Annotated in this window: 16 protein-coding genes; 5 read left to right on the plus strand and 11 right to left on the minus strand. The window is 75.0% G+C overall.

Features of this window, described 5'->3' with window-relative positions; translation table 11 throughout:
* Both ACTWQH_RS13185 and ACTWQH_RS13190 read right to left on the minus strand, forming a co-directional pair.
* Positions 1–2,300: diguanylate cyclase domain-containing protein (locus tag ACTWQH_RS13185; RefSeq protein ID WP_443286666.1), on the minus strand; the 2,300-nt coding region annotated here is incomplete at its 3' end.
* Positions 2,301–2,462: 162 nt separating this feature from the next.
* Entirely contained in the window at positions 2,463–3,401 is a 939-nt protein-coding gene (locus ACTWQH_RS13190; RefSeq protein ID WP_443286667.1) for a 2-hydroxyacid dehydrogenase, read from the minus strand.
* Between the two features lie 98 nt (positions 3,402–3,499).
* Between ACTWQH_RS13190 and ACTWQH_RS13195 the strand changes: the two genes are divergently transcribed.
* Positions 3,500–4,645, plus strand: a complete 1,146-nt coding sequence (locus tag ACTWQH_RS13195; RefSeq protein ID WP_443286668.1) for a PQQ-dependent sugar dehydrogenase — start codon at positions 3,500–3,502, stop codon at positions 4,643–4,645.
* 193 nt (positions 4,646–4,838) lie between these two features.
* Here the strand turns inward: ACTWQH_RS13195 and ACTWQH_RS13200 are convergent, their stop codons facing one another.
* The 9 genes from ACTWQH_RS13200 to ACTWQH_RS13240 all read right to left on the minus strand — a co-directional run bounded on the left by ACTWQH_RS13200 (position 4,839) and on the right by ACTWQH_RS13240 (position 16,343).
* Entirely contained in the window at positions 4,839–7,880 is a 3,042-nt protein-coding gene (locus tag ACTWQH_RS13200) for a helix-turn-helix transcriptional regulator (RefSeq protein WP_443286669.1), read from the minus strand.
* A gap of 62 nt (positions 7,881–7,942) precedes the next feature.
* Positions 7,943–8,206, minus strand: coding sequence for a hypothetical protein (locus ACTWQH_RS13205; RefSeq protein WP_443286670.1), 264 nt, complete (start codon positions 8,204–8,206; stop codon positions 7,943–7,945).
* 142 nt (positions 8,207–8,348) lie between these two features.
* Positions 8,349–11,363: a helix-turn-helix transcriptional regulator gene (locus ACTWQH_RS13210; protein WP_443286671.1), complete on the minus strand. Its 3,015-nt coding sequence runs from the start codon at positions 11,361–11,363 to the stop codon at positions 8,349–8,351.
* A gap of 62 nt (positions 11,364–11,425) precedes the next feature.
* Positions 11,426–11,629: a hypothetical protein gene (locus ACTWQH_RS13215; RefSeq protein ID WP_443286672.1), complete on the minus strand. Its 204-nt coding sequence runs from the start codon at positions 11,627–11,629 to the stop codon at positions 11,426–11,428.
* Positions 11,630–11,783: 154 nt separating this feature from the next.
* Positions 11,784–13,292 (minus strand): Asp-tRNA(Asn)/Glu-tRNA(Gln) amidotransferase subunit GatB, encoded by a 1,509-nt coding sequence (gene gatB, locus ACTWQH_RS13220; RefSeq protein WP_443286673.1) that lies wholly within the window; start codon positions 13,290–13,292, stop codon positions 11,784–11,786.
* A gap of 39 nt (positions 13,293–13,331) precedes the next feature.
* The gene (locus tag ACTWQH_RS13225; protein WP_443286674.1) at positions 13,332–13,574 is read right to left on the minus strand and encodes a hypothetical protein; all 243 of its coding nucleotides are present in this window, start codon (positions 13,572–13,574) and stop codon (positions 13,332–13,334) included.
* A complete protein-coding gene (gene gatA, locus ACTWQH_RS13230; protein WP_443286675.1) occupies positions 13,571–15,073 on the minus strand; it encodes an Asp-tRNA(Asn)/Glu-tRNA(Gln) amidotransferase subunit GatA in 1,503 nt (500 codons plus the stop codon). Before gatA ends, ACTWQH_RS13225 begins: the two co-directional genes overlap by 4 nt.
* Positions 15,074–15,078: 5 nt before the next feature.
* Positions 15,079–15,375, minus strand: a complete 297-nt coding sequence (gatC, locus tag ACTWQH_RS13235; RefSeq protein ID WP_443286676.1) for an Asp-tRNA(Asn)/Glu-tRNA(Gln) amidotransferase subunit GatC — start codon at positions 15,373–15,375, stop codon at positions 15,079–15,081.
* Positions 15,376–15,542: 167 nt separating this feature from the next.
* Positions 15,543–16,343 (minus strand): carbon-nitrogen hydrolase family protein, encoded by an 801-nt coding sequence (locus ACTWQH_RS13240; protein ID WP_443286677.1) that lies wholly within the window; start codon positions 16,341–16,343, stop codon positions 15,543–15,545.
* Positions 16,344–16,518: 175 nt separating this feature from the next.
* Between ACTWQH_RS13240 and ACTWQH_RS13245 the strand changes: the two genes are divergently transcribed.
* From ACTWQH_RS13245 to ACTWQH_RS13260, 4 genes are all read left to right on the plus strand, one after another.
* A complete protein-coding gene (locus ACTWQH_RS13245; protein WP_443286678.1) occupies positions 16,519–17,208 on the plus strand; it encodes an SDR family oxidoreductase in 690 nt (229 codons plus the stop codon).
* Between the two features lie 91 nt (positions 17,209–17,299).
* Entirely contained in the window at positions 17,300–18,343 is a 1,044-nt protein-coding gene (locus ACTWQH_RS13250) for a methionine synthase (protein WP_443286758.1), read from the plus strand.
* 46 nt (positions 18,344–18,389) lie between these two features.
* Positions 18,390–20,579, plus strand: a complete 2,190-nt coding sequence (gene ligA, locus ACTWQH_RS13255) for an NAD-dependent DNA ligase LigA (protein WP_443286679.1) — start codon at positions 18,390–18,392, stop codon at positions 20,577–20,579.
* Between the two features lie 215 nt (positions 20,580–20,794).
* Positions 20,795–23,083, plus strand: a complete 2,289-nt coding sequence (locus ACTWQH_RS13260) for a putative bifunctional diguanylate cyclase/phosphodiesterase (protein ID WP_443286680.1) — start codon at positions 20,795–20,797, stop codon at positions 23,081–23,083.
* The last annotated feature ends 34 nt before the right edge of the window (positions 23,084–23,117 follow it).

A 23,117-nucleotide genomic window follows, 5' to 3' on the forward strand; every position in this document is an offset into this window, starting at 1 on the left:
ACCTGGGAGGCGGGAACGGGCCCGGCGTGGCCGAGGCGGCCGGCGGGCCTGGGCATCGGGAGGGGGGCGTCGGCCGGGGGCGGTGCGGCGGGCTGCTCCCCGGCGGCCGTCTCCTCCGGTGGCGGGGGGGCGGGCGGCGCGGCCCCCTTGCACGCGGCGTCCGGGGAGACGGCGCCGCGCTGGAGCCCCCGGGCGTGGCCGGGCCCGAGGCGGCGCGGCGCCTCGGCGCGGGGCGGCGCCTCGGGCCGGGGCGGCGCCTCGGGCCGGGGCGGCGGCAGGTAGAGCTCGACTCGGGCCTTGCCGGACTGCTTGGCGCGGTACATCGCCTGGTCGGCGTTGCGCATCAGGGCGGCGGGCGTGCTGCCGGGCTCGGCGAAGGCGATGCCGATGCTGGCGGCCACGTGCAGCTGCTGGCCGTCGACCAGGTACGGGCGGGAGAGGGCGGCCCGCACCCGCTCGGCGATCTCCAGGATGTGGTGCTCGCGGGGCGCCGGGTCGCCGTCGGTGCAGGGGTCGGCGAGGATCAACGCCGCGAACTCGTCGCCGCCGAGCCGGGCCGTGGTGTCTCCCACCCGGACGGCGGCACGCAGCCGCTGCGCGGCCTGGACCAGCAGCTCATCGCCCGCCTGGTGGCCGACGGTGTCGTTGACCGCCTTGAAGCCGTCGAGGTCGATGAAGAAGACGGCGGCGCAGAGGTCGCCGCCCCGCCCGCCGCCGAGCGCCAGCCGCACCCGCTCGGTGAACAGGGAGCGGTTGGGCAGGTCGGTGAGGGCGTCGTGCGAGGCGCTGTGCTGCAGCTGGGCCTGGAGCCGGACCCGCTCGGTGACGTCCCGGCTGTTGAAGATGAGGCCGCCCTGGTAGCGGTTGACGCTGGACTCGACGTTGAGCCAGTGACCGTCGCCGTGCCGCACGCGGCACTCGATCCGGGTGGCGGGCTCGCGCGCCGCCGAGACCGACAGGAAGCGGCGCAGCTCGTGGAGCACGCGCCCGAGGTCGTCGGGGTGGATGAGCCAGGACAGCTCGGTGCCGATCAGCCGCTCGGCGTCCTGCCCGTACACCCCGGCGGCGGCGGGGCTGACGTAGCTCAGCCGGCCGTCCTGGGCGGCGATCATGATGACGTCGCTCGACCCCTGCACCAGGGAGCGGAAGTGGCTCTCCTTCTGGGCCAGTTCGCGGGTGAGCTTGACGTTGTCCATCAGCGTGAGGCCCTGGCGGACCAGCAGCGCCAGCACCACCGTGCAGGCGGTGACGACGACCACGCGGTCGACATCGTGGCCGTGGATGAGGGTGACGAGGACGCTCAGGGTGCAGACGGCGGCGGCGAGATAGGGCATGAGCGCGGCGAGCGACCCGACGAGCGGCCGGCTGCGCTGGTGCCCCCGGCGCCTGCCGCCCGCGTGCGCGTGATCGGCGCCGAACGGCCTCCCGGCCATCCACGGGGCGCAGGCCAGCAGCAGCGAGCCGGCGAACCAGCCGGCGTCCAGGAGCTGCCCCGAGCTGTAGTGCTCGCGCAGCATCGGGGAGGTGAACAGCGCGTCGCACAGAACGGTGAGGGCCAGCGCGCCGATCACCGTGTTGATCGCGGACCTCTGGGTGGCGCTGCGCCGGAAGTGGAGCACCAGCACCATGCTGACCAGGGCGATGTCCAGCATCGGATACGCCAGCGCCAGGGCTGCGCGGGCCACGGTCTCTCCCTGCCAGCGCGCGGTGTGGGCCAGCGCCACGCTCCACGACAGCGTCATCAGCGAGCCGCCGATCAGCCAGGCGTCGAGCGCGAGGCAGACCCAGCCGGCCCGGGTGACCGGCCGCTTGGCGAGCATGAGCAGGCCGATGATGGCCAGCGGCGCGAAGAGCAGGAAGCAGACGTCGGCGACGGAGACGCTGGGCACGCGGGTGTGGCACACCACCTCGTACCAGCCCCAGACGGCGTTGCCCAGGGCGGCCATGAGCGAGGAGAGGCCGAAGAGCGCCCAGGCGGGCCGGGCGTCGCCCGCGCGGGTGCGGGCGTACCACAGGCAGGATCCGGCGGCCAGCAGGGCGGCGGCGCTGAGCCCGAAGTCGCCCATGACGAGCGCGAGGCGTTCCGATCCCCATCCGAGGGCGGCGCCGACGGCGTACGCCGCGCAGATCCCGGCCAGCACCAGCTCGGGAAGGAGCCCGCGGGACGGCGGCCGCCGGCCGGGCGGGAGGGGCCTGGCCGATCCGGGCGCGGTCACCGGACGGCCCGCCAGGTGACCGGTGGGCGCGGCGGCGCCCCGTGCTCGTGCTCGTGCTCGTCGCGAGACCGGCCGTTCGTCCATGCGCCGTGCATCCGCCTGTCGCCCCCCTTACAACCGTTCCGGGCTGGCCCGGGACGGACGATACACCAAACTGTAACGCAGTGGCATCCCCGTTTCACAGATAGTAACGGCATGGGGAGAGCCCTGGCCAGGGCCGCGTCTGGCCTGGTCAGGAGGGTGGCGTCAGCGGGCGGCGACCACGTAACGCAGCGGTTCGCCTGCGGCGAAGCGGGCCAGCTGCTCGCGCAGCAGCCGCTCGGCGCGGGGCCGGAAGGCGGTGGACGGGCCGCCGACGTGAGGGGTGATCAGGACGCCGGGCGCGCGCCACAGCGGGTGGCCGGGGGGCAGCGGCTCGGGGTCGGTGACGTCGAGCGCGGCGCGCAGCCGGCCCGACTCCAGCTCCGCCAGCAGCGCCTTGGTGTCGACGACGGCGCCGCGTGAGACGTTGACCAGCAGGGCGCCGTCCGGCATGCGGCCGAGGAAGCCGGCGTTCACCAGGCCGCGGGTGGCGTCGGTGAGCGGGGTGGCGATGATGACCACCTCGGCCCGGGACAGGAGGGCGGGCAGCTCGGCGGGGCCGTGGGCCGGGCCGCGCGGGGTCTCGCGGGGCGCGGAGGCGACGCGGGCCACCTCGGCGACCTCGAAGGGCAGCAGGCGGTCCTCGATGGCGGCGCCGATGCCGCCGTAGCCGACGATCAGCACTCGGCGGTCGGCGAGCGAGGTGTGCAGGCCGGGCTCCCAGCGGCCCTCGGGCTGGGCCAGGGCGGCGCCGGGGATGCCGCGTAGCGCGGCCAGGGTCAGCGCGAGCGCCAGCTCGGCGGTGCTGGTGTTGTGCAGCGGGCCGGCGTTGCACAGCTGCGCTCCGGGCGGCAGCCGGGGCAGCGCGGGCAGCATGTGGTCGACGCCGGCGGTGAGGGTCTGCACGGCGCGCAGCCGCGGCATCTCGGCGAGGGGGCGCACGGCGACCTCGTCGCCCTTCATGTACGGCACCACGTACATCTCGCAGCGAGCCGGATCGGCGGGGTAGTCCTCCTCGCCGTTCCAGTAGGCGTAGGTGAGGGAGTCGGGCAGCGCGGCGGGATCGGCGGGCTGGAAGGGCAGCCAGACATCCGGAGTGGTCATGCGGCCAGGCTAGGCCCTGCCCCCCGCCCGGGATCTAGGCTGATGCCCAACGCCAACAGCCGAACGCAGAACGCAGAACGATCCCGGAGGCCCCGATCATGCGTAGCCGGAGGACACGCGCCCGGGCCGCCGCGCTGGCGGGGCTGACCGCGCTGCCGCTGCTGGTCGCGGGCTGCACCTCGGACGGCTCCGGGGGCCCGGAGGAGACGCCGGGCACGGAGTCCCCCGGCTCCCCCGGCTCCCCCGGCGCCGAGGGCAGCGCGGAGGTGGTCGGAACGGTGGCCCGGGGACTGAGGGCGCCGTGGGGCATCGCCGAACTGCCCGGCGGCGACCTGCTGGTGGGCCTCAGGGACGAGGGCACGATCCAGCACATCGCGGCCGACGGCGGCGGGATCACCGAGGCCGGCGCCGTGCCCGGCGTGGTGGCCAGCGGCGAGGGCGGCCTGCTGGGTCTGGCCCTCGACCCCGGCGGACGGCACCTGTACGCCTACTACACGACGGCCTCGGACAACCGCGTCAGCCGCTTCCGGTACGAGCCGTCCGCGCCGGCGGGTGAGCGGCTGGCAGACGCCGAGACGCTGGTGAGCGGCATCCCCAGGGGCGAGGTGATCCACAACGGCGGCGGGCTGGAGTTCGGCCCGGACGGGATGCTGTACGCCTCGACGGGCGACACCGGCGACGGCGAGCTGGCCCAGGACGAGAAGTCGCTGGCGGGCAAGATCCTGCGCATCGACCCCGAGACCGGCGAGCCGCCCTCCGACAATCCCGACCCCGGCTCGCTGGTGTACTCGATGGGCCACCGCAACGTTCAGGGCCTGGCGTGGGACGCCGAGGGCCGCATGTGGGCAACGGAGTTCGGCGACGACAGCTGGGACGAGCTGAACCTGATCACCTCGGGCGGCAACTACGGCTGGCCGGAGTTCGAGGGCCGGGGCGGCGAGGACGACGGCTTCACCGACCCCGTCGCACAGTGGCCGCCCGCCGAGGCCTCGCCCAGCGGCCTGGCCTACAGCCAGGGCTCGCTGTGGCTGGCCTCGCTGCGGGGCGAACGCCTGTGGCGCGTGCCGCTGGACGGCGCGGCCCCGGCCGCCGAGCCCCAGGCGTTCTTCGAGGGCGAGCACGGCCGCCTGCGGGCGGTGCTGCCCGTCGGCGGCGACGAGCTGCTGCTGGTCACCAACGAGACCGACACCCGGGGCACACCCAGCGGGGGCGACGACCGGATCCTGCGCCTGCGGGTGAGCTAGCCCTGGCCGGGCGGTCGTGCCGGATCAGCCCGCGGTGTCAGACGCGGTGCTCCCCCAGGCCCTCGGGGGCCTGGGGAGTACATGGGCGGGCCGACAACGCAGCGAGGTGCCGTGGCGCGAAGCGGTGGGGGTACCTCGCGCAGCGAAGCGGAGTGGGGGAGTCACGGGACCGGCACGAGCGCCCGGACAGGGTCTAGGCCCCGAGGGGCTCTCGGGTCTCGCCGGCCGCCTCGCCGTGGGCCGCGCCGCCGAGGATGCCCAGGCGGTGGGCCAGGGCGGCTGCCTCGCCACGGCCGGAGACCTCCAGCTTCGCGAGGATGTTGGACACGTGCACACTCGCCGTCTTGGGGGAAATGAACAGCTCCTGCGCTATCTGCCGGTTGCTGCGCCCGGCCGCCACCAGCGCCAGCACGTCCCGCTCCCGCCGCGTCAGCCCGAACGGATCGCGCTCCGCCTCGGCGGCGCCGTCGGCCCGGGCCTCGGTGCTCAGCGACAGGCGGGCTCGGTGGGCCAGCCGCCGTATCTCCGCCGACAGCGGGGTGGCGCCCAGCCGCCCGGCCGTGGCGTACGCCTCGGAGAGCAGCGCGGCGGCCCGGTCCCGCTCTCCCTCGGCTGTCAGCGTCTCCGCCCAGCGGGCACGGATCCGGGCGAGCTCGAAGGGGCGGCACATCCCGTCGAAGGCAGCGGCGGCCTCCTCCCAGTCGGCGGAGCGCGCGGTGCCCTCGGCACGGCGCAGCTCGGCGTCGACCATGGCGCCATACCCCGCGCCCACCCCATACCACCGGGGCAGGGACGCGGCCAGCTCGCGGATCCGCGCGAGCGCCTCGCCGCGGCCGGGCTCCGCGGCGGGCACGCCCCGGGCCTCGGACTCGGCGACGGCAGCCGCGAGCACCAGCGGCCAGGTGTCGCTGCCCGCGCCCGGCCTGAGGCCGCGGCTCATGATGTCGATCAGCTCCTTCCGGGCGTCGAGGATGCGGCCCCGCGCCGCGGCCAGGATGATGCGCAGCTCCGCGCCGGGATGGGCGTCCTGGACGGAGGGGGAGCGGGCGTAGTACTCCCGGGTCCGGCCGATCTCGGCCTCGGCCCCGGGCAGGTCGCCGCGGGCCAGCGCCAGCCACGCCAGATGCCCGGCGGCCAGGGCCCGCGAGACGGGGGTCTGCGCGGTGCGCCGTGTCTCGGTCGAGGCCGCCTCGGCCTCCTGCCACCGCCCGAGCGAGAGCAGCGAGCGAGCGAGGTTGGCGTTGATCCACGCCTGGGTGTCGCGCACGCCGTACCGCTCGGCGAGCTTGGCGCCGGCCTCGGCCGCCGCGGCGGCCTCCTCGGAGCGGCCCATCGTCTCCAGGTAGGACGGCAGGTTCACGTGGCTGCGGTGGAAGACGGGCACCATCTCCGCCTCCTCCACACGTTCCACGACGGCCCGCAGGTCCGCCAGGCCCGCCTCGCCGTCTCCCGTCTCGACGCGCAGGCCGCCCCGGCTGAGGAGGGCGTGGAGCTCGGCGTTCTCGTCGCCGACCCGACGCGCCAGCTCCACGGCCTCGTCGGCGATGGCCAGGCTATCCGGGCCCGGGGCGAAGACCGCACCCCAGGCGGCCGCCGCCGTCAGCACCTGGGCGTGGACCGGGGACGGCGGGAAGGGCCGCAGCAGCTCCTGCGCGGTGCCGAGCTCCGGCCAGCCGTCCCCGCGACCCAGATGCCGCACCAGGCGGGACTTCTGGGTCCAGAACCAGGCGGCGCGCACCGGGTGTCCCATGCCGTCCAGGGCGCGCAGGGCCCGTTTGACCACCGAGAGGCCGCGCTCCTGCTCCCCGGCGAAGCGGGCGGCGAGCGTCATCTCGGCCAGCATGTCGAGGCGGGTCAGCTCCTCGTCGTCGCAGTCGCACAGCGGATACGACTCGGCGTCCCGGGCGGGCCGCAGCCGGCTCCTGACCTCGGCGGGCGCGTCGTCCCACAGCTCCAGGGCCCGCTCCAGCAGCTGGAACTGCTCGGCGTACGCGTGCCGGCAGCGCGCCTCGCCCGCGGCGAGCAGCACGGCGGGCAGTGCCTTGGCCGCGTCGCGGGCGCGGTACCAGTACCCGGCGAGGCGGGCGGGGCGCTCCTCCGCCCGCACCAGCCCGGGGTCGGCCTCCAGCGCCTCGGCGTACCGGCGGCTGATGCGGGACCGCTCCCCCGGCAGCAGGTCGTCGTCGACGGCCTCGCGCACCAGCGCGTGCCGGAAGCGGTAGGCGTCGTCCTCGTCGGCCTGGAGAATGCTGGCGCCGACGGCCGCGCGCAGCGCCTCGATCAGCTCGTCCTCCTCCAGCCCGGCCACGGCGCGCAGCAGCTCGTGCTCGACGCGGGTGCCGCCCTCGGCGAGGACGCGCACCACGCGCTGGGCGGCCTCCGGCAGCGCCTCCACGCGCACCAGCAGCAGGTCGCGCAGCGAGTCGCTGATCGCGCCCGGGCCCTTGTCGCAGATGCGGCTGGCCAGCTCCTCGGCGAAGAAGGCGTTGCCGTCGGAGCGGCCGTAGACCTGGTCGAGCAGCTCCTGGGACGGCTCGGTGCCGGTGATGCCGGCCAGCTGGTCGCGCACCTCGTCGCGGGTGAAGCGCGCCAGCTCCAGGCGCCGCACCGCGCGCAGCCGGTCCACCTCGGCGAGGAAGGGCCGCAGCGGGTGGCGCCGGTGGATGTCGTCGGACCGGAACGTCGCCACCAGCAGCACCCGGCCGCGCTGGAGGGAGCGGAAGAGATACCCCAGCAGCTCGCGGGTGGAGCGGTCGGACCAGTGCAGGTCCTCGATGCCGATGACCAGCGTCCGGTCCCCGGCCAGCGACTCCAGCAGCCGCCCGGTCAGCTCGAACAGCCGGCCCCTGACCTCCTCGTCGTGCGCCGGGGGCACCACGACGCCGGGCTCCGCCAGCTCGGGCAGGAGCCGGGCGAGCTCGCCGCCGAATCCGGCGGCGGCCTCGGTCAGCTCCTCCCCGAGCTGGCGGTGGAGCGCCCGCAGCACGGTCGAGACGGGGGCGAACGGCAGCCCGTCCGCGGCGACCTCGACGCAGGCTCCGAGCGCGACGAGCGCGCCGTCCGCGCGGGCCTGGCCGAGGAACTCCTCCACCAGCCGCGTCTTGCCCACGCCCGCCTCGCCGCCGATCAGCACCGCCTGCGGCTGGCCGCCGCCCGCGAGGGCGAGGCACTCGGCGAGCGCGGCGCGCTCGGGGTGGCGGCCGACGAAGACGGGACTGACCGTTCTGGACTGCATACTTCGCAGGATGGCATACGCCTCTGACAACGCGGTCGCCGGCGAAGCGGCCGTCCCGCCCATCAGGCGCCCGCGCCCCAGCGCAGGGTCCGGCGGCGACCCGGCATCCGCCCGCCGGCGCGGCCCTCGGCGCGCCCCTGCCGCTTCTCCTCGTCCCTCTTCTCCCTCTCCTTCTTCGCGCTCCGGTCCCGCTCGCGCCGGCTCCGGCGGATCTCGGCGGCCAGCCGCTCCCGCTCGGCCTCGCGCCGCAGCGTCTCGACGCGCTCCTGAACGAGGAACGACTCGTGGTAGTTGATCACCTGATGCTCCTGAAGGTCCCCGGGCATCTCGTCTCCCGGCTACCCGAAAGCCTCGTCTCCGAGGTGGCGGGGGCGCATCGGGCGACTTCCGCAACTTCCGTGCGCCCAGGGCCCTTAGGCGCGCCGGCGACGGCCTCCTTAGGCGGTCCTCAGGAGGTCCAGGAGGTCCTCAGGAGGCGGGGACGAGCCTGAGCCGGTGGGCCAGGGCGGCGGCCTCGCCGCGGCCGGAGACCTCCAGCTTGGCGAGGATGTTGGACACGTGCACGCTCGCCGTCTTCGGCGAGATGAACAGCTCCTCGGCTATCTGCCGGTTGCTGCGCCCCGCCGCCACCAGCGCCAGCACGTCCCGCTCCCGCCGCGTCAGCCCGAAGGGGTCGGCTGCTGGGGCGGGTGCGGACCCCATCTCGGGCTCGGGCGCTGCCAGGTCGATCCGGGTCCGGGCCGCGAGCCGCTCGATGCGCTCGCACAGCGGCGCGGCGCCCAACTCGCGGGCGACGGCGTGGGCCGGGCGTATCAGCGCCGCGGCCCGCTCGCGGCCGCCCGCTGCCGTGCCCCGGGCCAGCAGTGCCTCGGCCCAGCAGAGCCTGGCCCAGGCCAGGTGGTACCGCAGCCCGAGGGAGTCGAGCGCGCCGGCCGCCGCCTCCCAGTCGGCTGGGGTGTCGCGGCCCTCGGCGCGCGCCAGCTCGGCGTGGACCAGCAGCTCGAACGCCGCGCCGCTGGGCGTCGACCGGGGCAGGGGCCGCATCGCGTCGCGGATGCGCTCCAGCGCAGCCAGCCGGTCCGGCTCGGCGCTCGGCAGGCCCCGCGTCTCCGCCTCCGCGCGGGCGGCGGAGACCAGCAGCTCCCAGACCAAGGGGGACATGAACGGGGCGTGCTCGCCCGCGTCGATGGCCGCGAACTCCTCCCTGGCCCGGTCGATCCGCCCCTCGGCAGCCGCCAGGCCGATCTCGATGCGGCCCAGGACGACGGCGTGGAAGTGGCGGTGGAGGGACGTCGGTATGAGGGCGCGAACCGCGTCCAGCCCGCGCCGCCCCGCGTCGAGTTCGCCGCGGAGCACGGCCAGCTGCGCGGCCAGGGCCATGGCGGACACCTGGGGGCGCCAGTCGCGCGCGGCGCGGCGCGCGGCTGCCGCGGCAGACTCGGCCACGCCCCACCGCCCGAGGTCCAGCATGTTCCAGGCATGGTTGGACAGCAGCCAGCCCTTGGCGTCCTCCAGTCCGTACCGGTCCGCGAGCCGCATCCCCCGCTCCGTCACCTCTCTCGCCCGCTCCAGCTGCCCTACCCCCATCAGCGTGACGGCGAAGTTGATCAGGCACCGGCCGAGCAGGCCGATGTCGCCGCGCTCCAGGACGCGGTCGAGCACCGCCTGCACCTCCGACAGGCCCTCCGACACCTGGCCCGCGTCCGCCGTGAGGCAGCCGAGGGTGATCCGGGCGTACAGCTCCGTGCTCTCCGCGCCGACGAGCCGGGCCAGGCCGACGGCGCGCTCCGCGACCTCGAAGGTGTCCGGCTCCGGCCGGGCGACGCTGCGCGCGGCGGCGAGCTGGGCGAGCACCTGGGCATGCACGGGCGAAGGCGGCACCCCCCGCACCAGTTCCTGGGCGCGGTCGAGCTCGGCGATGCCGTCGCCCCGCCCCAGCATGAGCGCCGTCCGCGAGCGCTGCATCACGAACCACGCGGTCCGCAGCGGCTCCGCCGCCTCGTCCAGCTCCTTCAGCGCCCGTCGGCTGATGGACAGGACGCGGTCGGGCTGGTCCGAGAGAATGGCCGCCATGGTCGCCTCGGCCAGCAGGTCGGTGTGGTCCAGCGGGCGGCCGCCGTCCTCGCCGCTGGGATACGCCCATATCGGCGCCACGGGCCGCAGCCCGGCGCGGTCGGGCGGCGGGACGCCCTCCCACAGCTCAAGCGCCCGCTCCAGCAGCCGCAGCTGCTCGGCGTACGCATACCGCCCGCGGGCGCGCTCGGCGGCCTCCAGCACCGCGGGCAGCGCCTTGGCCCGGTCGCCCGCCAGGTACCAGTGGCTGGCGATGCGGGCAGCCCGCTGGTCCTCGGGCACGAGCTGCGGCTGCCGCTCCAGGGCCTCGGCGAAGCGCCGGTTGAGGCGGACGCGCTCGCCGGGCAGCAGGTCGTCGGCGATCGCCTCGCGCATCAGCGCGTGCCGGAAGCGGTACCCGTCGCCATCGGGCGTGGGCACCAGCAGGTTGGCGCCGAACGCCGTGCGCAACGCCGTGAGCAGCACCGCCTCCTCGCAGCGGGCGACCTCCGCCAGCAGCCCGTGCTCCACCTCCGTGCCGCCCTCGGCGATGATGCGCAGCACTTCCTGGGCGGGCTCGTCGAGGGCCTCGACGCGCACCAGCAGCAGGTCCCGCAGGGTGGCGCTCAGGCCGCCGGTGCCGCTGCCGCTGGCGGTCAGCTCCTCGACGAAGAACGGGTTCCCCTCCGAGCGGCGGAAGACCGAGCGCAGCAGCTCCGGCTCGGGCGCGGCGCCGGTGATCCCCGCTATCTGCGCCGAGACCTCCTCGCGGCTGAGGCGTGCCAGCTCGATGCGCCGCACCGTGCGCAGCCGGTCCAGCTCGGCGAGGAAGGGCCGCAGCGGGTGGCGGCGGTGGATGTCGTCGGAGCGGTAGGTGGCCAGGACGGCCAGGCGCGTGCGCTGGAGGGAGCGGAAGAGGTATCCGAGCAGCTCGCGGGTGGAGCGGTCGGCCCAGTGGAGGTCCTCGATGGCGATGACCAGCGCCCGCTCGGCGGCGAGCCGCTCCAGCAGCCGGGTCGTCAGCTCGAACAGCCGGGCCCGGTCCGGCTCCTCGCCGGCGGCCGGGCCCGCCTCGCCGAACTCCGGGTGCAGCCGGGCCAGCATGCCCTCGTGCCCGGCCGCGGCCTCGGCCACCTCGGGACCGAGCTGCCGGTGCAGCGCGCGCAGGATCGCCGCGAAGGGCGCGAACGGCAGGCCGTCCGCGCCCAGCTCCACGCAGGCGCCGACGGCCGCCACTGCCCCGGAGGCGCGGGCGGTGGCGAGGAACTCCTCCAGCAGCCTCGTCTTGCCGATGCCCGCCTCGCCGCCGATGACGAACGCCTGCGGCTGCCCGTCGCGCGCCCGCGCCAGCCCGGCGGCCAGCTCTGCGAGCTCCCCGTCGCGGCCGACGAAGACGGGGCTGACGCTCTGTGTCTCCACGGTGTCGAGCATGGCATGGGGGTCTGACACCCCGGTACGGGTTATCGCTGATGGCAGAGCATTTGGCAGATCCGTCACGCAGCCGTCGTCCAGCCGCCGTCGGGGCGGTCGTCGCGGGACGGGGCCGCGGGCCCGGCGTTCCCGACGGCGTCCTCACCGGCGTTCCTCTCCCGCCTCAGGGCCTCGCGCAAGCGCCGCGCCCGCCGGTAGTCCTCGGCCCTGCCCTGGAGGTCGGCGGCGCGGGCCCGGTGCAACTCGTGGTCGAAGAAGTGCAGCATGCCTCAACCCTCCTCGCCCAGGCGGGCCCGCCGCATCGGGCGACTGCCCTGTCCTGCGGCGCCGGAGGGCTTAGCGCGACGGCCCCCGGCGACCCGTCGCGGTCGCCGGGGGCCTTAGAGACGCACGGACATCCTTAGCCGGTCCCCAGGAGACTCAGGAGACGCCCAGCTTCTCCAGGATCAGCTCGCGCGCCCGGGCCGCGTCCGCCTGCCCGCGGGTCGCCTTCATCACGGCGCCCACCAGCGCGCCCGCCGCCGCGACCTTGCCGCCGCGCACCTTGTCGGCGATGGCGGGGTTGGCGGCGATGGCCTCGTCCACGGCCACGCCCAGCGCGCCGGTGTCGGAGACGATCGCCAGGCCGCGCTTGGCCACGACCTCGTCCGGCGTTCCCTCGCCCGCCAGCACGCCGTCGATGACCTGCCGGGCGAGCTTGTCGTTGAGCGATCCCTCGGCGACGAGCGCGGCGACCCGCGCCACCTGCTCGGGCGTGATGGGCAGCGCGGCCGGCTCGACGCCCTGCTCGTTGGCGCGGCGGGCCAGCTCGCCCATCCACCACTTGCGGGCCGCGGCGGCGTCCGCGCCCGCCTCGATGGTGGCGACGATCAGGTCGATGGCCCCGGCGTTGAGCACCGACTGCATCTCGTGCGCGGAGATGCCCCAGTCGGCGCGCAGCCGGTTGCGCCGGGCCAGCGGCAGCTCGGGCAGCTCGGCGCGCAGCCGCTCCACCCACGCCCGGTCCGGCGCCACCGGCACCAGGTCGGGCTCCGGGAAGTACCGGTAGTCCTCGGCCTCCTCCTTGGTGCGGCCCGAGGTGGTGGTGCCGTTCTCCTCGTGGAAGTGGCGGGTCTCCTGCGTGATGGTGCCCCCGGCCTCCAGCACGGCGGCGTGCCGCTGGATCTCGAAGCGCACGGCCCGCTCGACGCTGCGCAGCGAGTTGACGTTCTTCGTCTCGCTGCGGGTGCCGAACGCCACCGCCCCGCGCGGGCGCAGGCTCAGGTTGACGTCGCAGCGCATCTGGCCCATCTCCATCCGCGCCTCGGAGACGCCGAGGCTCCGGATGAGCTCGCGCAGCTCGGCGACGTAGGCGCGGGCGATCTCCGGGGCGCGCTCGCCCGCACCCTCGATCGGCTTGGTGACGATCTCGATCAGCGGGATCCCGGCCCGGTTGTAGTCCAGCAGCGAGTGGGAGGCGCCGTGGATGCGCCCGGTCGCGCCGCCGACGTGGGTGGACTTGCCGGTGTCCTCCTCCATGTGGGCGCGCTCGATGCCGACGCGGAAGACCTCGCCGTCGGCCAGCTGGACGTCCAGGCGGCCGTTGAAGGCGATGGGCTCGTCGTACTGCGAGGTCTGGAAGTTCTTCGGCATGTCCGGATAGAAGTAGTTCTTCCGGGAGAAGCGGCACCACTCGGCGATCTCGCAGCCCAGGGCGAGGCCGATGCGGATGGCGGACTCCACGCCCACGGAGTTGACCACGGGCAGCGCGCCGGGCAGCCCCAGACAGGTGGGGCAGGTCTGCGCGTTGGGCTCGGCGCCCAGCGCGGTGGCACAGCCGCAGAACATCTTCGTCGTGGTGCCGAGCTCCACGTGGACCTCAAGGCCCATCACGGGGTCGTAGGACGCGAGCGCGTCCTCGAACGACACCAGCTCCTCGGTGACGGTCACGGTGGTACGTACCTCTCAGGTGGCCTCGGTCAAGCCTGGTCAGGAGTCCTTCTCGGCGGACTCTGCGGTCTCGGCGGCCTCGGCGGCCATCCGCCTGAGCTCGCGCGCCAGCAGGGCGACGCTGGTGACGATCGCGGCCGCGGAGACGAGGGCGTCGGCCAGTCGCAGCTTGTCGCCGTCGTTGCGCGCCTCCTTGAGCTGCTTCGCGACTCCGAACGCGCCGAACAGCGTGGTGCCGATGGACAGGTAGGTGCCGGCTTTCGACTTCTTCTTCTTGCTCACAGCGCGGGTGCCTCCTCCAGCAGTGGGTGTCCCCAGCGTGCCCGGAACGCCGCCTCGACCGACGCACCGACGCGGTAGAGCCGGTCGTCGGCGAGTGCCGGGGCGATGATCTGCAGGCCCACCGGCAGGCCGTCCTCCGGCGCCAGGCCGCACGGCACGGACATCGCGGCGTTGCCGGCCAGCGGCGACGGGATGGTGCACAGGTCGGCCAGGTACATCGCCATGGGGTCGTCGACACGCTCGCCCAGGGGGAACGCCGTGGTGGGGGTGGTCGGCGAGACGAGCACGTCCACGCGCTCGAAGGCGCTGTCGAAGTCGCGGCTGATGAGGGTCCGGACCTTCTGGGCGCTGCCGTAGTAGGCGTCGTAGTACCCGGCGGACAGGGCGTAGGTGCCGAGCATGATGCGCCGTTTGACCTCCGCCCCGAAGCCCGCCTCGCGGGTGAGGGAGGTGACCTCCTCCGCCGAGCGCGTGCCGTCGTCGCCGACGCGCAGGCCGTAGCGCATGGCGTCGAAGCGGGCGAGGTTGGAGGAGCACTCGGAGGGGGCGATGAGGTAGTACGCCGCCAGGGCCTTGTCGAAGGAGGGGCAGGAGACCTCGACGACCTCGGCGCCGAGTTCGCGCAGCAGCGCCACGGCCTCGTCGAAACGCCGCATGACGCCGTCCTGGTACCCCTCGCCGCGGAACTCGGCGACCACGCCGATGCGCATGCCCGCCAGCGACACGGCGTGGGCGCCCTCGCGGGCGGCCTCGACCACGGGCGGGACCGGGGCGTCGATGGAGGTGGAGTCGAGCGGGTCGTGCCCGGCGATGACCTCGTGCAGCAGGGCCGCGTCGAGCACGGTGCGGGCGCAGGGGCCGCCCTGGTCGAGGGAGGAGGAGAACGCGATCATGCCGTACCGGGAGACGCCGCCGTAGGTCGGCTTGACGCCGACGGTGCCGGTGACGGCCGCCGGCTGCCGGATGGAGCCGCCGGTGTCGGTGCCGATGGCCAGCGGTGCCTGGAAGGCGGCGATCGACGCGGCCGAGCCGCCGCCGGAGCCGCCGGGGATGCGGGTGAGGTCCCACGGGTTGCCGGTGGGGCCGAAGGCGCTGTTCTCGGTGGAGGAGCCCATGGCGAACTCGTCCATGTTGGTCTTGCCGAGGATGACGAGGCCGGCGTCCTTCAGGCGGCGGGTCACCGTGGCGTCGTACGGCGGGATCCAGCCTTCCAGGATCTTCGAACCGCAGGTGGTGGGGACGCCGGTGGTGGTGAAGATGTCCTTCAGCGCCAGCGGCACGCCGGCCAGCGGGCCCAGGCGTTCGCCGCGGGCGCGCGCCTCGTCGACCCGGCGGGCCTGGGCGAGGGCGCCGTCGCGGTCCACGTGCAGGAAGGCGTGGACCTTCTCGTCGACGGCGTCGATGCGGGCCAGGTGGGCCTCGGCGACCTCGACGGCGCTGACGGTGCCGTCGGCGATGCGCGCCGCCAGCTCGGCGGCGGTCAGGTGGGTGAGGTCCACGGCGCTCACTCCTCCCCCAGGATGCGCGGCACCCTGAAGCGCTGCTGCTGCTGTGCGGGGGCGCCGGACAGCGCCTGTTCCGGCGTCAGGCCCTGCCGGATCTCGTCCGGGCGCATGACGTTGGTCAGCGGCAGCGGGTGGGAGGTCGGCGGCACGTCGGCGCTTGCGACATCGGAGACGCGGGCGACCGCTCCGATGATGTCGTCGAGCTGTCCGGCGAAGTGGTCGAGCTCTTCGTCCGTCAGCTCCAGGCGTGCCAGCCGGGCGAGGTGGGCGACCTCCTCGCGCGTGATGCCTGGCATACGGCGATCCTCTGGTCGGTGGGTGAGGGGCTCCCTGCGGTGGTTGCAAGGATTCGTTGCACTTGCACGCGGTCCGTGCGCAAGTCGGTACCCCCAATCCTAGGCCGCCCGTCTTGGTGCCCGCGCCCGTATTCCCCTGCCTGGCGCGGCCACCGCCGGAACGGGCGTCACAGCACGTCGGGGCGGCGGTTGGCCAGCACGGGCACGGTGGCGCGGGCGCTGTCGGTCTCCTCGGGGTCGATCTCGGCGATGAGCAGGCCGGGCCCGGTGCCGAGCCGCGCCCGGATCTCGCCCAGCGGCGAGACGACCATGCTGTGGCCGATGCCCGTGGGCGCGGTCGTGCCGGGCGGCGGACCCACGGTGGCCGGGTCGGCCTGGCCGCAGGCCGCGACCCAGCAGGTGGCGTCCAGCGCGCGGGCGCGCACCAGCAGCTCCCACTGCTCGCGCTTGCCGGGCCCGGCCCCCCAGGAGGCGGGCAGCAGCACCACGCGCGCCCCCAGGTCGGCCAGGCGCGTGAACAGCTCGGGGAAGCGGACGTCGTAGCAGGTGGCGAAGCCGAGCCCTACGCCGTCGAGCTCCGCGGTGACGGCCCTCCCGCCGGGCGCGACGGTGGCCGACTCGGCGAAGCCGAAGGCGTCGAAGAGGTGCAGCTTGTCGTAGTGCGTGTCGATGCCGCGGCCGGTGATCAGCAGGGTGTTGCGGACCCGGCCGTCCGGGGCGGGGGTGAACATCCCGGCCACCACCAGCAGCCCGGCCCGCCTCGCGGCGGACCGCACCTCGCTCGCCCAGGGCCCGTCCAGCGGCTCGGCCACCGGCCCGAGCGGGATGCCGAAGCGCGCCATCGCGGCCTCGGGGAAGACCACGACGTCGGCGCCCTGGTGCGCCGCCCGTTCCGTCTGCGCGGCGATGGCCGCCAGGTTCTCCGCCGGCGAGGTGCCGGCGGCCATCTGACTGAGCGCGATCCGCATGCGGTGTCTCCTGACTCGGTGTGGTCGGTGGCGTCGGTGGCCTGGGCGGCGTCGGTGTCCCGCGTCTTCGGTCCCCCGGCCCCGTCCCCTACCCCGTCCTCGCGTTCTCCCTCTTCCTCCTTCCTCGTAGTCTGCTCCCCCGGTGTGACAGGAGGTTGTCCGGAAGGATGTCCGCATGGCTGTATACGTGATCACCGGAGCGGGCTCCGGCATCGGCGCGGCGGTCGCCCGGCGGCTGGCCGAGCGCGGCGACGAGCTGTGGCTGTGGGCCCGCGACGCCGCCCGCGCCCGGCAGCTCGCCGACGCCTTCGCGGGCGCCCGGACGCTGGTGGGGGACCTCGGCGAGCCCGAGCGGCTGTCCTGGGCGCTCGGCCACCAGTCGCCGCCGGACCGGGTCGACGGGCTGCTGCACGTCGCCGGCGTCGTGGAGTTGGGCGGCGTCGCCGAGCTGACCCCGAAGGTCTGGCGCGAGACCCTCGCCGCCAACCTGGTCGCCCCGGCCGAGCTGACCCGGCTGCTGCTGCCGCAGCTGCGCGCGGCGCGCGGCCACGTCGTCTTCGTCAACTCCGGCGCCGGACTGCGCGCCAGCCCGCAGTGGAGCGCGTACGCCGCGAGCAAGCACGGGCTGAAGGCGCTGGCCGACGCGCTGCGCGGCGAGGAGGCGGCCAACGGCGTGCGGGTCACCACCGTCTACCCCGGCCGCACCGCCACGCCCATGCAGGAGAAGGTGCACCGGCAGGAGGGCAAGGTGTACGACCCGGAGCGGTGGATGACGGCCGAGTCGGTGGCGACCACCGTCCTCACCGCCCTCGACCTGCCGCGCGGCTCGGAGATCACCGATCTGAGCGTGCGCCCGGCGGGCTGATCCCCCGGCCGCAGGTGTCCGTCCCGCGCGTCCCGCGCCGTACGCTGCGAGGGTGAACGCCAGCACCAGCGACCGCGTCGAGAGCGACGCCATGACGGACATCGGCACGGACACCGGCACGGCGTGGCGGCACCCGTGGGGCCCGGCCGCCGCGACCGGGGTCGGGTCCATGCCGGGCGAGGACGCCAGGGAGGCGGCGAGAACCGTCGCCGGGTCCCTGGAGGCGCTGCCCCACGTGCCGGAGCTGCCCGCGCGCGGCCCCGGCGCGGACATGATCGGCCGCACCGCCGGGCTGCTGGCCGAGCTGTACGCCCACCTCCAGCCCAGCGGCTGGCGCATCGCCGACCGGCCGGGCCGTGACACCCGCCGCGCGCGGGCCTGGCTGCGGGAGGACCTGGACGCGCTGGAGGAGTTCACGCAGGGCTTCACGGGGACGCTGAAGGTCGCCGTCGTCGGGCCGTGGACGCTGGCCGCCTCGCTGGAGCGGCGCAACGGCGAGGCCATGCTCGGCGACGCCGGCGCCTGCCGCGACCTGGCCGCCTCTCTCGCCGAGGGGGTGCGCGAGCACCTGGCGGAGGTGCGGCGCCGGGTGCCGGGCGCGCGGCCGGTGCTGCAGCTCGACGAGCCGTCGCTCGACGCCGTGCTGCGCGGCCGGATCGCCACCGCCAGCGGCTACCGCAGCCACCGCACCGTGGACGCGGGGGACGCCGAGGAGACGCTGCGCCAACTCGTCGCGGCGGCGGACGGCGGGCCGGTGGTGGTGCACTCCTGCGGGCGGGGCGTGCCGTTCGGGCTGCTGCGCCGGGCGGGGGCGGCGGCGGTCTCCGTCGACGCGGCGCTGCTCACGGAGCGCGACGACGAGGCGATCGGGGAGGCGGTCGAGGCCGGCATGGCGCTCTTCGCGGGCGTGGTGCCCGCCGTCGGTGCGAGCGCGGAGGAATTGTCAGACCCCGCCGGTAGTGTCATCGGTGTCAGGACGCTCTGGCGCAGGCTGGGGCTGTCTCCGGAGCTGCTCGCGGAGGCGGTCGCCATCACCCCGGCCTGCGGCCTGGCGGGCGCCTCCCCGGCGTACGCCCGGGCCGCGCTCGACCACTGCGTCCGGGCCGCGAGATCCCTCGCTGACGACCCTGAGTGACGAGCTGACGAGTGAGTCGGCTCACGAGTTGACGGGAGACGAGACGGTGTCGGAGCAAACGGTCCCGCCCGCGGCGCGGGAGAAGCATGCGCGGCTCGCGGAGCAGGTCGAGGAGCACCGCTTCCGGTACTACGTGACCTCTCCCACGATCTCCGACGCCGAGTTCGACGTGCTGCTGCGGGAGCTGACGGCGCTGGAGGACGCCCATCCGGAGCTGCGCACCCCCGACTCGCCGACGCAGAAGGTCGCCGGGGCGTACGAGACGGAGTTCACCTCGGTCCAGCACCGCGAGCGGATGCTCTCGCTGGACAACGCCTTCGACGACGCCGAGCTCGACGCCTGGGCCGACCGAGTCGCCGAGGAGCTGACCGGCATCCCGTACCACTTCCTGTGCGAGCTGAAGGTCGACGGCCTGGCGGTCAACCTGACGTACGAGCACGGCCGCCTGACGCGCGCGGCCACGCGCGGCGACGGCCGCGCCGGCGAGGACATCACGCCGAACGTGCGCACCATCGACGAGGTCCCGCTCCGGCTGCGCGGCGAGAAGGTGCCGGAGCTGGTGGAGATCCGCGGCGAGGTCTTCTTCCCGATGGAGCGCTTCGAGGAGCTGAACGCCCGCCTGGTCGAGGCCGGCGACCGGCCCTTCGCGAACCCGCGCAATGCCGCGGCCGGTTCGCTGCGCCAGAAGGACCCGAAGGTCACCGCCACCCGCCCGCTGCAGATGGTGGTGCACGGCATCGGCGCCCGCGAGGGCTTCACGATCGACCGCCTCTCGCAGGCGTATGAGCTGATGGAGGGGTGGGGCCTGCCGACGGCGCGGGCCAGCACGGTCGTGGAGTCCATCGACGGGGTGCGGGAGTTCGTCGCGCATTACGGCGAGCACCGGCACGCGGTGGAGCACGAGATCGACGGCGTCGTGGTGAAGCTGGACGAGATCCCGCTCCAGGGGCGGCTGGGCAGCACCTCCCGGGCGCCGCGCTGGGCGATCGCCTGGAAGTTCCCGCCCGAGGAGGTCAACACCCGGCTGATCGACATCCGGGTGGGCGTGGGGCGCACCGGGCGGGTCACGCCGTACGCGGTGGTGGAGCCGGTCACGGTCGCCGGGTCCGAGGTCGAGTTCGCCACGCTGCACAACCAGCAGGTGGTCAAGGCCAAGGGCGTGCTGATCGGCGACACCGTGGCGCTGCGCAAGGCGGGGGACGTCATCCCCGAGATCCTGGGCCCGGTGGCGGACCTGCGGGACGGCACCGAGCGGGAGTTCGTGATGCCGTCGCACTGCCCGGAGTGCGGCACCGAGCTGCGGCCCATGAAGGAGGCCGACGTCGATCTGCGCTGCCCCAACGCCCGCTCCTGCCCGGCGCAGCTGCGGGAGCGGATCTACTACCTGGCCGGCCGCAAGTGCCTGGACATCGACCACTTCGGGTATGTGGCGGCCACCGCGCTGACCCAGCCGCTGGAGCCGGCCGAGCCGCCGCTGAAGGACGAGGGCGGCCTGTTCAGCCTCGGCGTCGAGGAGCTGCTGCCCATCAAGTCGTACGTCCTGGACCAGGACACGGGCCTGCCCAAGCGCGACCCGGAGACGGGCGAGCCGAAGGTGGTCACCTTCTTCGCCAACCAGCAGGGCGAGCCGAAGAAGAACACGCTGGCCATGCTGGAGAGCATCAAGGAGGCGCGCAACCGGCCTCTGGCCCGGATCCTGACGGGCCTGTCGATCCGGCACGTGGGCCCGGTGGCGGCCGAGGCGCTGGCCCGGGAGTTCCGCTCGCTCGACCGCATCGCGGAGGCCGGCGAGGAGGAGCTGGCGGCCACCGAGGGCGTGGGGCCGACCATCGCCGCCTCGCTGAAGGACTGGTTCGCCGTCGACTGGCACCGGGAGATCGTCGAGAGATGGCGGGCCGCCGGGGTCCGGCTGGCGGAGGAGCGTGGCGGTGAGGAGGGGCCGCGGCCGCTGGAAGGCGTCACGGTGGTGGTCACCGGCACCCTCGCCGGGTACACCAGGGACGGCGCCAAGGAGGCGCTGGTCAGCCGCGGCGCGAAGGTGACGGGGTCGGTGTCGAAGAAGACCGACTTCGTGGTGGTGGGCGAGAGCCCGGGGTCGAAGCACGACAAGGCCGTGCAGCTGAAGGTGCCGGTGCTCGACGAGGACGGCTTCACCGTGCTGCTGGAGCAGGGCGCCGAGGCAGCCCGCGAGGCGGTGGTGACGCCCCAGGAGACCGAGGAGACCGAGAAGGCGTAGGGGGTGGCGGCGGGGGTCGCGGCGGAGCGATCCGCCCGGGAAAGCGGAGGGGAGGGGAATCCGGTTGTGTCGCGCGGTATATACCAGGGGAATAGGAGCACCCAAGGTGCTTTCGCTTCGAATACCCGGATCCCTGCCTGGGCGGCGACCGGCAGCCTAGTGTGGGGTGCTGCGCCTGCGTCAGGTGGGCGGGACGGCCGTGAGAGGGACCCCACATGCAGTCAGCCCCCCGGGGGAGACACAGCCCCCAGTGCGGCCACAGCTGGACCTGGCAGTCGCGGTTCCTCCGCGCCGCCGTGCTCGTCGGGGCCGGCATCGCGCTGCTCATCGGCGTCGCCCGCGTCCTCGGCGGCGGGCACGCGCTCTTCCCCGGCGGCGACACCGGCCTGGTCTTCGCCATCCTCACCGGGCTCATCGTCACGCACCTGGTCGCCCTGGGCCGCGACCGCTGGTGGGGCGCGAGCGGCTCGGGAGCGGCGTTAGCCCTGGCGATGCTGCTGCTGTACGGCTGGGTTCCGGCCGTGCTGGTGAGCCTGTCGGTCGTCACGCTGGTGGGCGCCGCGCGCCGGGACCGCTGGGGGCTGGCGGCGCTGCAGGGCGCCATCGACGTGCTGGGGGTGGGCGGCGCGGCCCTCGCGCTCGCCGCCTGGGGGAACCGCCCCAGCGTCGAGCACCCCTGGGAGCCCGCCGACTGGCAGCTGTCGACCCTGCCCCAGCTCATGCTGGGCGCCGTGGCGTACCTGCTGATCTCCAGGACGCTGCTGTGGCTGTGCGTCGCCCCGCCCGGCGGCCTGCCGTCGATGGCCGGGGCCGCCCTGCTCCGGCAGGGGCTGGTCGCGGTGGCGCTGCTGTGCATCGCGCCGCTGATCGTCGTCGTCGCCGTGGACAAGCCGGCGGTGCTGCCGCTGTTCGCGGTGCCGCTGATGGCGTTGGACTCCACGATGTGGATGGCCAGCGCCCGCGACGAGGACCAGCTGCTCGACCCGCTGACAGGGCTGCCCAACCGCCAGTGGCTGCTGGAGCGCACCCGCGCCGCCATCGAGGACGCCGAGGCCGAGCCGGGCCGCTGCGCGCTCGTGCTGATCGACCTGGACAGCTTCCGCTCGGTCAACGACACCCTCGGCCATCTCACCGGCGACCAGCTGCTGCTGCAGATCTCCGACCGAATACAGCGGGCGGTCCAGGAGGCGTCCCCGGAACCGCCGGGCCGGGGCCGGGCGGGAGCGGCGCTGTCCCGGCAGCAGCAGCCGGCCGGTCCCGGCGGGGGCGGGGTGCTGCCGCGCGGCGCGGTCGCCGCCCGCCTGGGGGGCGACGAGTTCGCGGTGCTGCTGCCCCGCGTGGACTCCGCCACCAGCGCGCAGCGCGCCGCCCGCGACCTGGTCGGCTCCCTCGGCGCACCGCTCGACCTGGACGGCCTCACCCTCGTGGTCGAGGCCAGCGCCGGCGTCGCGGTCTACCCCGAGCACGCCTCAGAGGCCGAGGGCCTGCTGCGTCGCGCGGACGTCGCCATGTACGCCGCCAAGCGCGACCGCAGCGGCGTCGAGGTCTACGAGGCGAGCCGCGACGTGAACACCCCCGACCGGCTGGCGCTCCTGGGCGACCTGCGCCGCGCCCTGGACACCGGCCAGGTCGAGCTGCACTACCAGCCCAAGGTCCGCTTCGACGGCGCCGTGGCCGGGCTGGAGGCGCTGGTGCGCTGGCACCACCCCGACCGGGGCAGGGTGCCGCCGGACGAGTTCATCACCATCGCCGAGACCTCCGGCCTCATGCCCCGACTGACGGAGTACGTGCTGGAGGCGGCGCTCGGCCAGGTGGCCCGCTGGCGCGAGGCAGGGCTCACCGTGCCGGTCGCGGTGAACGTCTCGCCCCGCGACGTGTTCACCCCCGGCTTCGCCGGGGCCGTCGCCGCCCGCCTGGCCCGGCACGGCGTTCCCGCCGGTTCGCTGCAGCTGGAGATCACCGAGCACGTGATGCTGGAGGACCCGCAGCAGGCCGCCGACACCCTCGCCGGGCTCACCGGCCACGGCGTGCGGATGTCCCTGGACGACTTCGGCACCGGGTACTCCTCCCTGGTGCACCTGCGCCGCCTGCCGGTCAGCGAGCTGAAGATCGACCGGTCCTTCGTCGCCCGACTCTCGGTGGACAGCGAGGACGCGGAGATCGTCCGCTGCACGGTCGAGCTGGCGCACTCCCTCGGGCTGGTGGTGGTGGCCGAGGGGGTGGAGGACGACGAGACGTGGGAGCGGCTGCGCGACCTGGGCTGCGACGCGGTGCAGGGCTGGCTGGTGGCGGCGGCCATGCCGGCCGCGGAGACGACGGCGTGGCTGCGCGCGCGTGACGACGCGCCGGCCGCGCCGCGGACGGCCGGCGCCGCTGCCCCGGCCGAGGCGGAGGCGGAGGCGGAGTCGGTGGAGTCGGATGCGGGGGCGGGGGCGGACGCCGCGGAGGCGGAGGACGTGCCCACGGGCGCGGACGCTCCCCCGGACCGCGAGCCCGTCCGCTGACGGACCGGGGGCTCTGCCCCGGACCCTGGCCGCC

The sequence above is a fragment of the Streptomyces sp. 6N223 genome, from assembly GCF_052246635.1.
Classification (GTDB): Bacteria; Actinomycetota; Actinomycetes; order Streptomycetales; family Streptomycetaceae; genus Streptomyces.

What these genes read in the sequence shown, in the direction of transcription:
- ACTWQH_RS13190 (WP_443286667.1), bottom strand. Translation starts at nt 3,401, where the DNA reads ATGACCACTCCGGATGTCTGGCTGCCCTTCCAGCCCGCCGATCCCGCC.
- ACTWQH_RS13195 (WP_443286668.1), top strand. Translation starts at nt 3,500, where the DNA reads ATGCGTAGCCGGAGGACACGCGCCCGGGCCGCCGCGCTGGCGGGGCTG.
- ACTWQH_RS13200 (WP_443286669.1), bottom strand. Translation starts at nt 7,880, where the DNA reads ATGCAGTCCAGAACGGTCAGTCCCGTCTTCGTCGGCCGCCACCCCGAG.
- ACTWQH_RS13205 (WP_443286670.1), bottom strand. Translation starts at nt 8,206, where the DNA reads ATGCCCGGGGACCTTCAGGAGCATCAGGTGATCAACTACCACGAGTCG.
- ACTWQH_RS13210 (WP_443286671.1), bottom strand. Translation starts at nt 11,363, where the DNA reads ATGCTCGACACCGTGGAGACACAGAGCGTCAGCCCCGTCTTCGTCGGC.
- ACTWQH_RS13215 (WP_443286672.1), bottom strand. Translation starts at nt 11,629, where the DNA reads ATGCTGCACTTCTTCGACCACGAGTTGCACCGGGCCCGCGCCGCCGAC.
- gatC (WP_443286676.1), bottom strand. Translation starts at nt 15,375, where the DNA reads ATGCCAGGCATCACGCGCGAGGAGGTCGCCCACCTCGCCCGGCTGGCA.
- ACTWQH_RS13240 (WP_443286677.1), bottom strand. Translation starts at nt 16,343, where the DNA reads ATGCGGATCGCGCTCAGTCAGATGGCCGCCGGCACCTCGCCGGCGGAG.
- ACTWQH_RS13245 (WP_443286678.1), top strand. Translation starts at nt 16,519, where the DNA reads ATGGCTGTATACGTGATCACCGGAGCGGGCTCCGGCATCGGCGCGGCG.
- ACTWQH_RS13250 (WP_443286758.1), top strand. Translation starts at nt 17,300, where the DNA reads ATGACGGACATCGGCACGGACACCGGCACGGCGTGGCGGCACCCGTGG.
- ACTWQH_RS13260 (WP_443286680.1), top strand. Translation starts at nt 20,795, where the DNA reads ATGCAGTCAGCCCCCCGGGGGAGACACAGCCCCCAGTGCGGCCACAGC.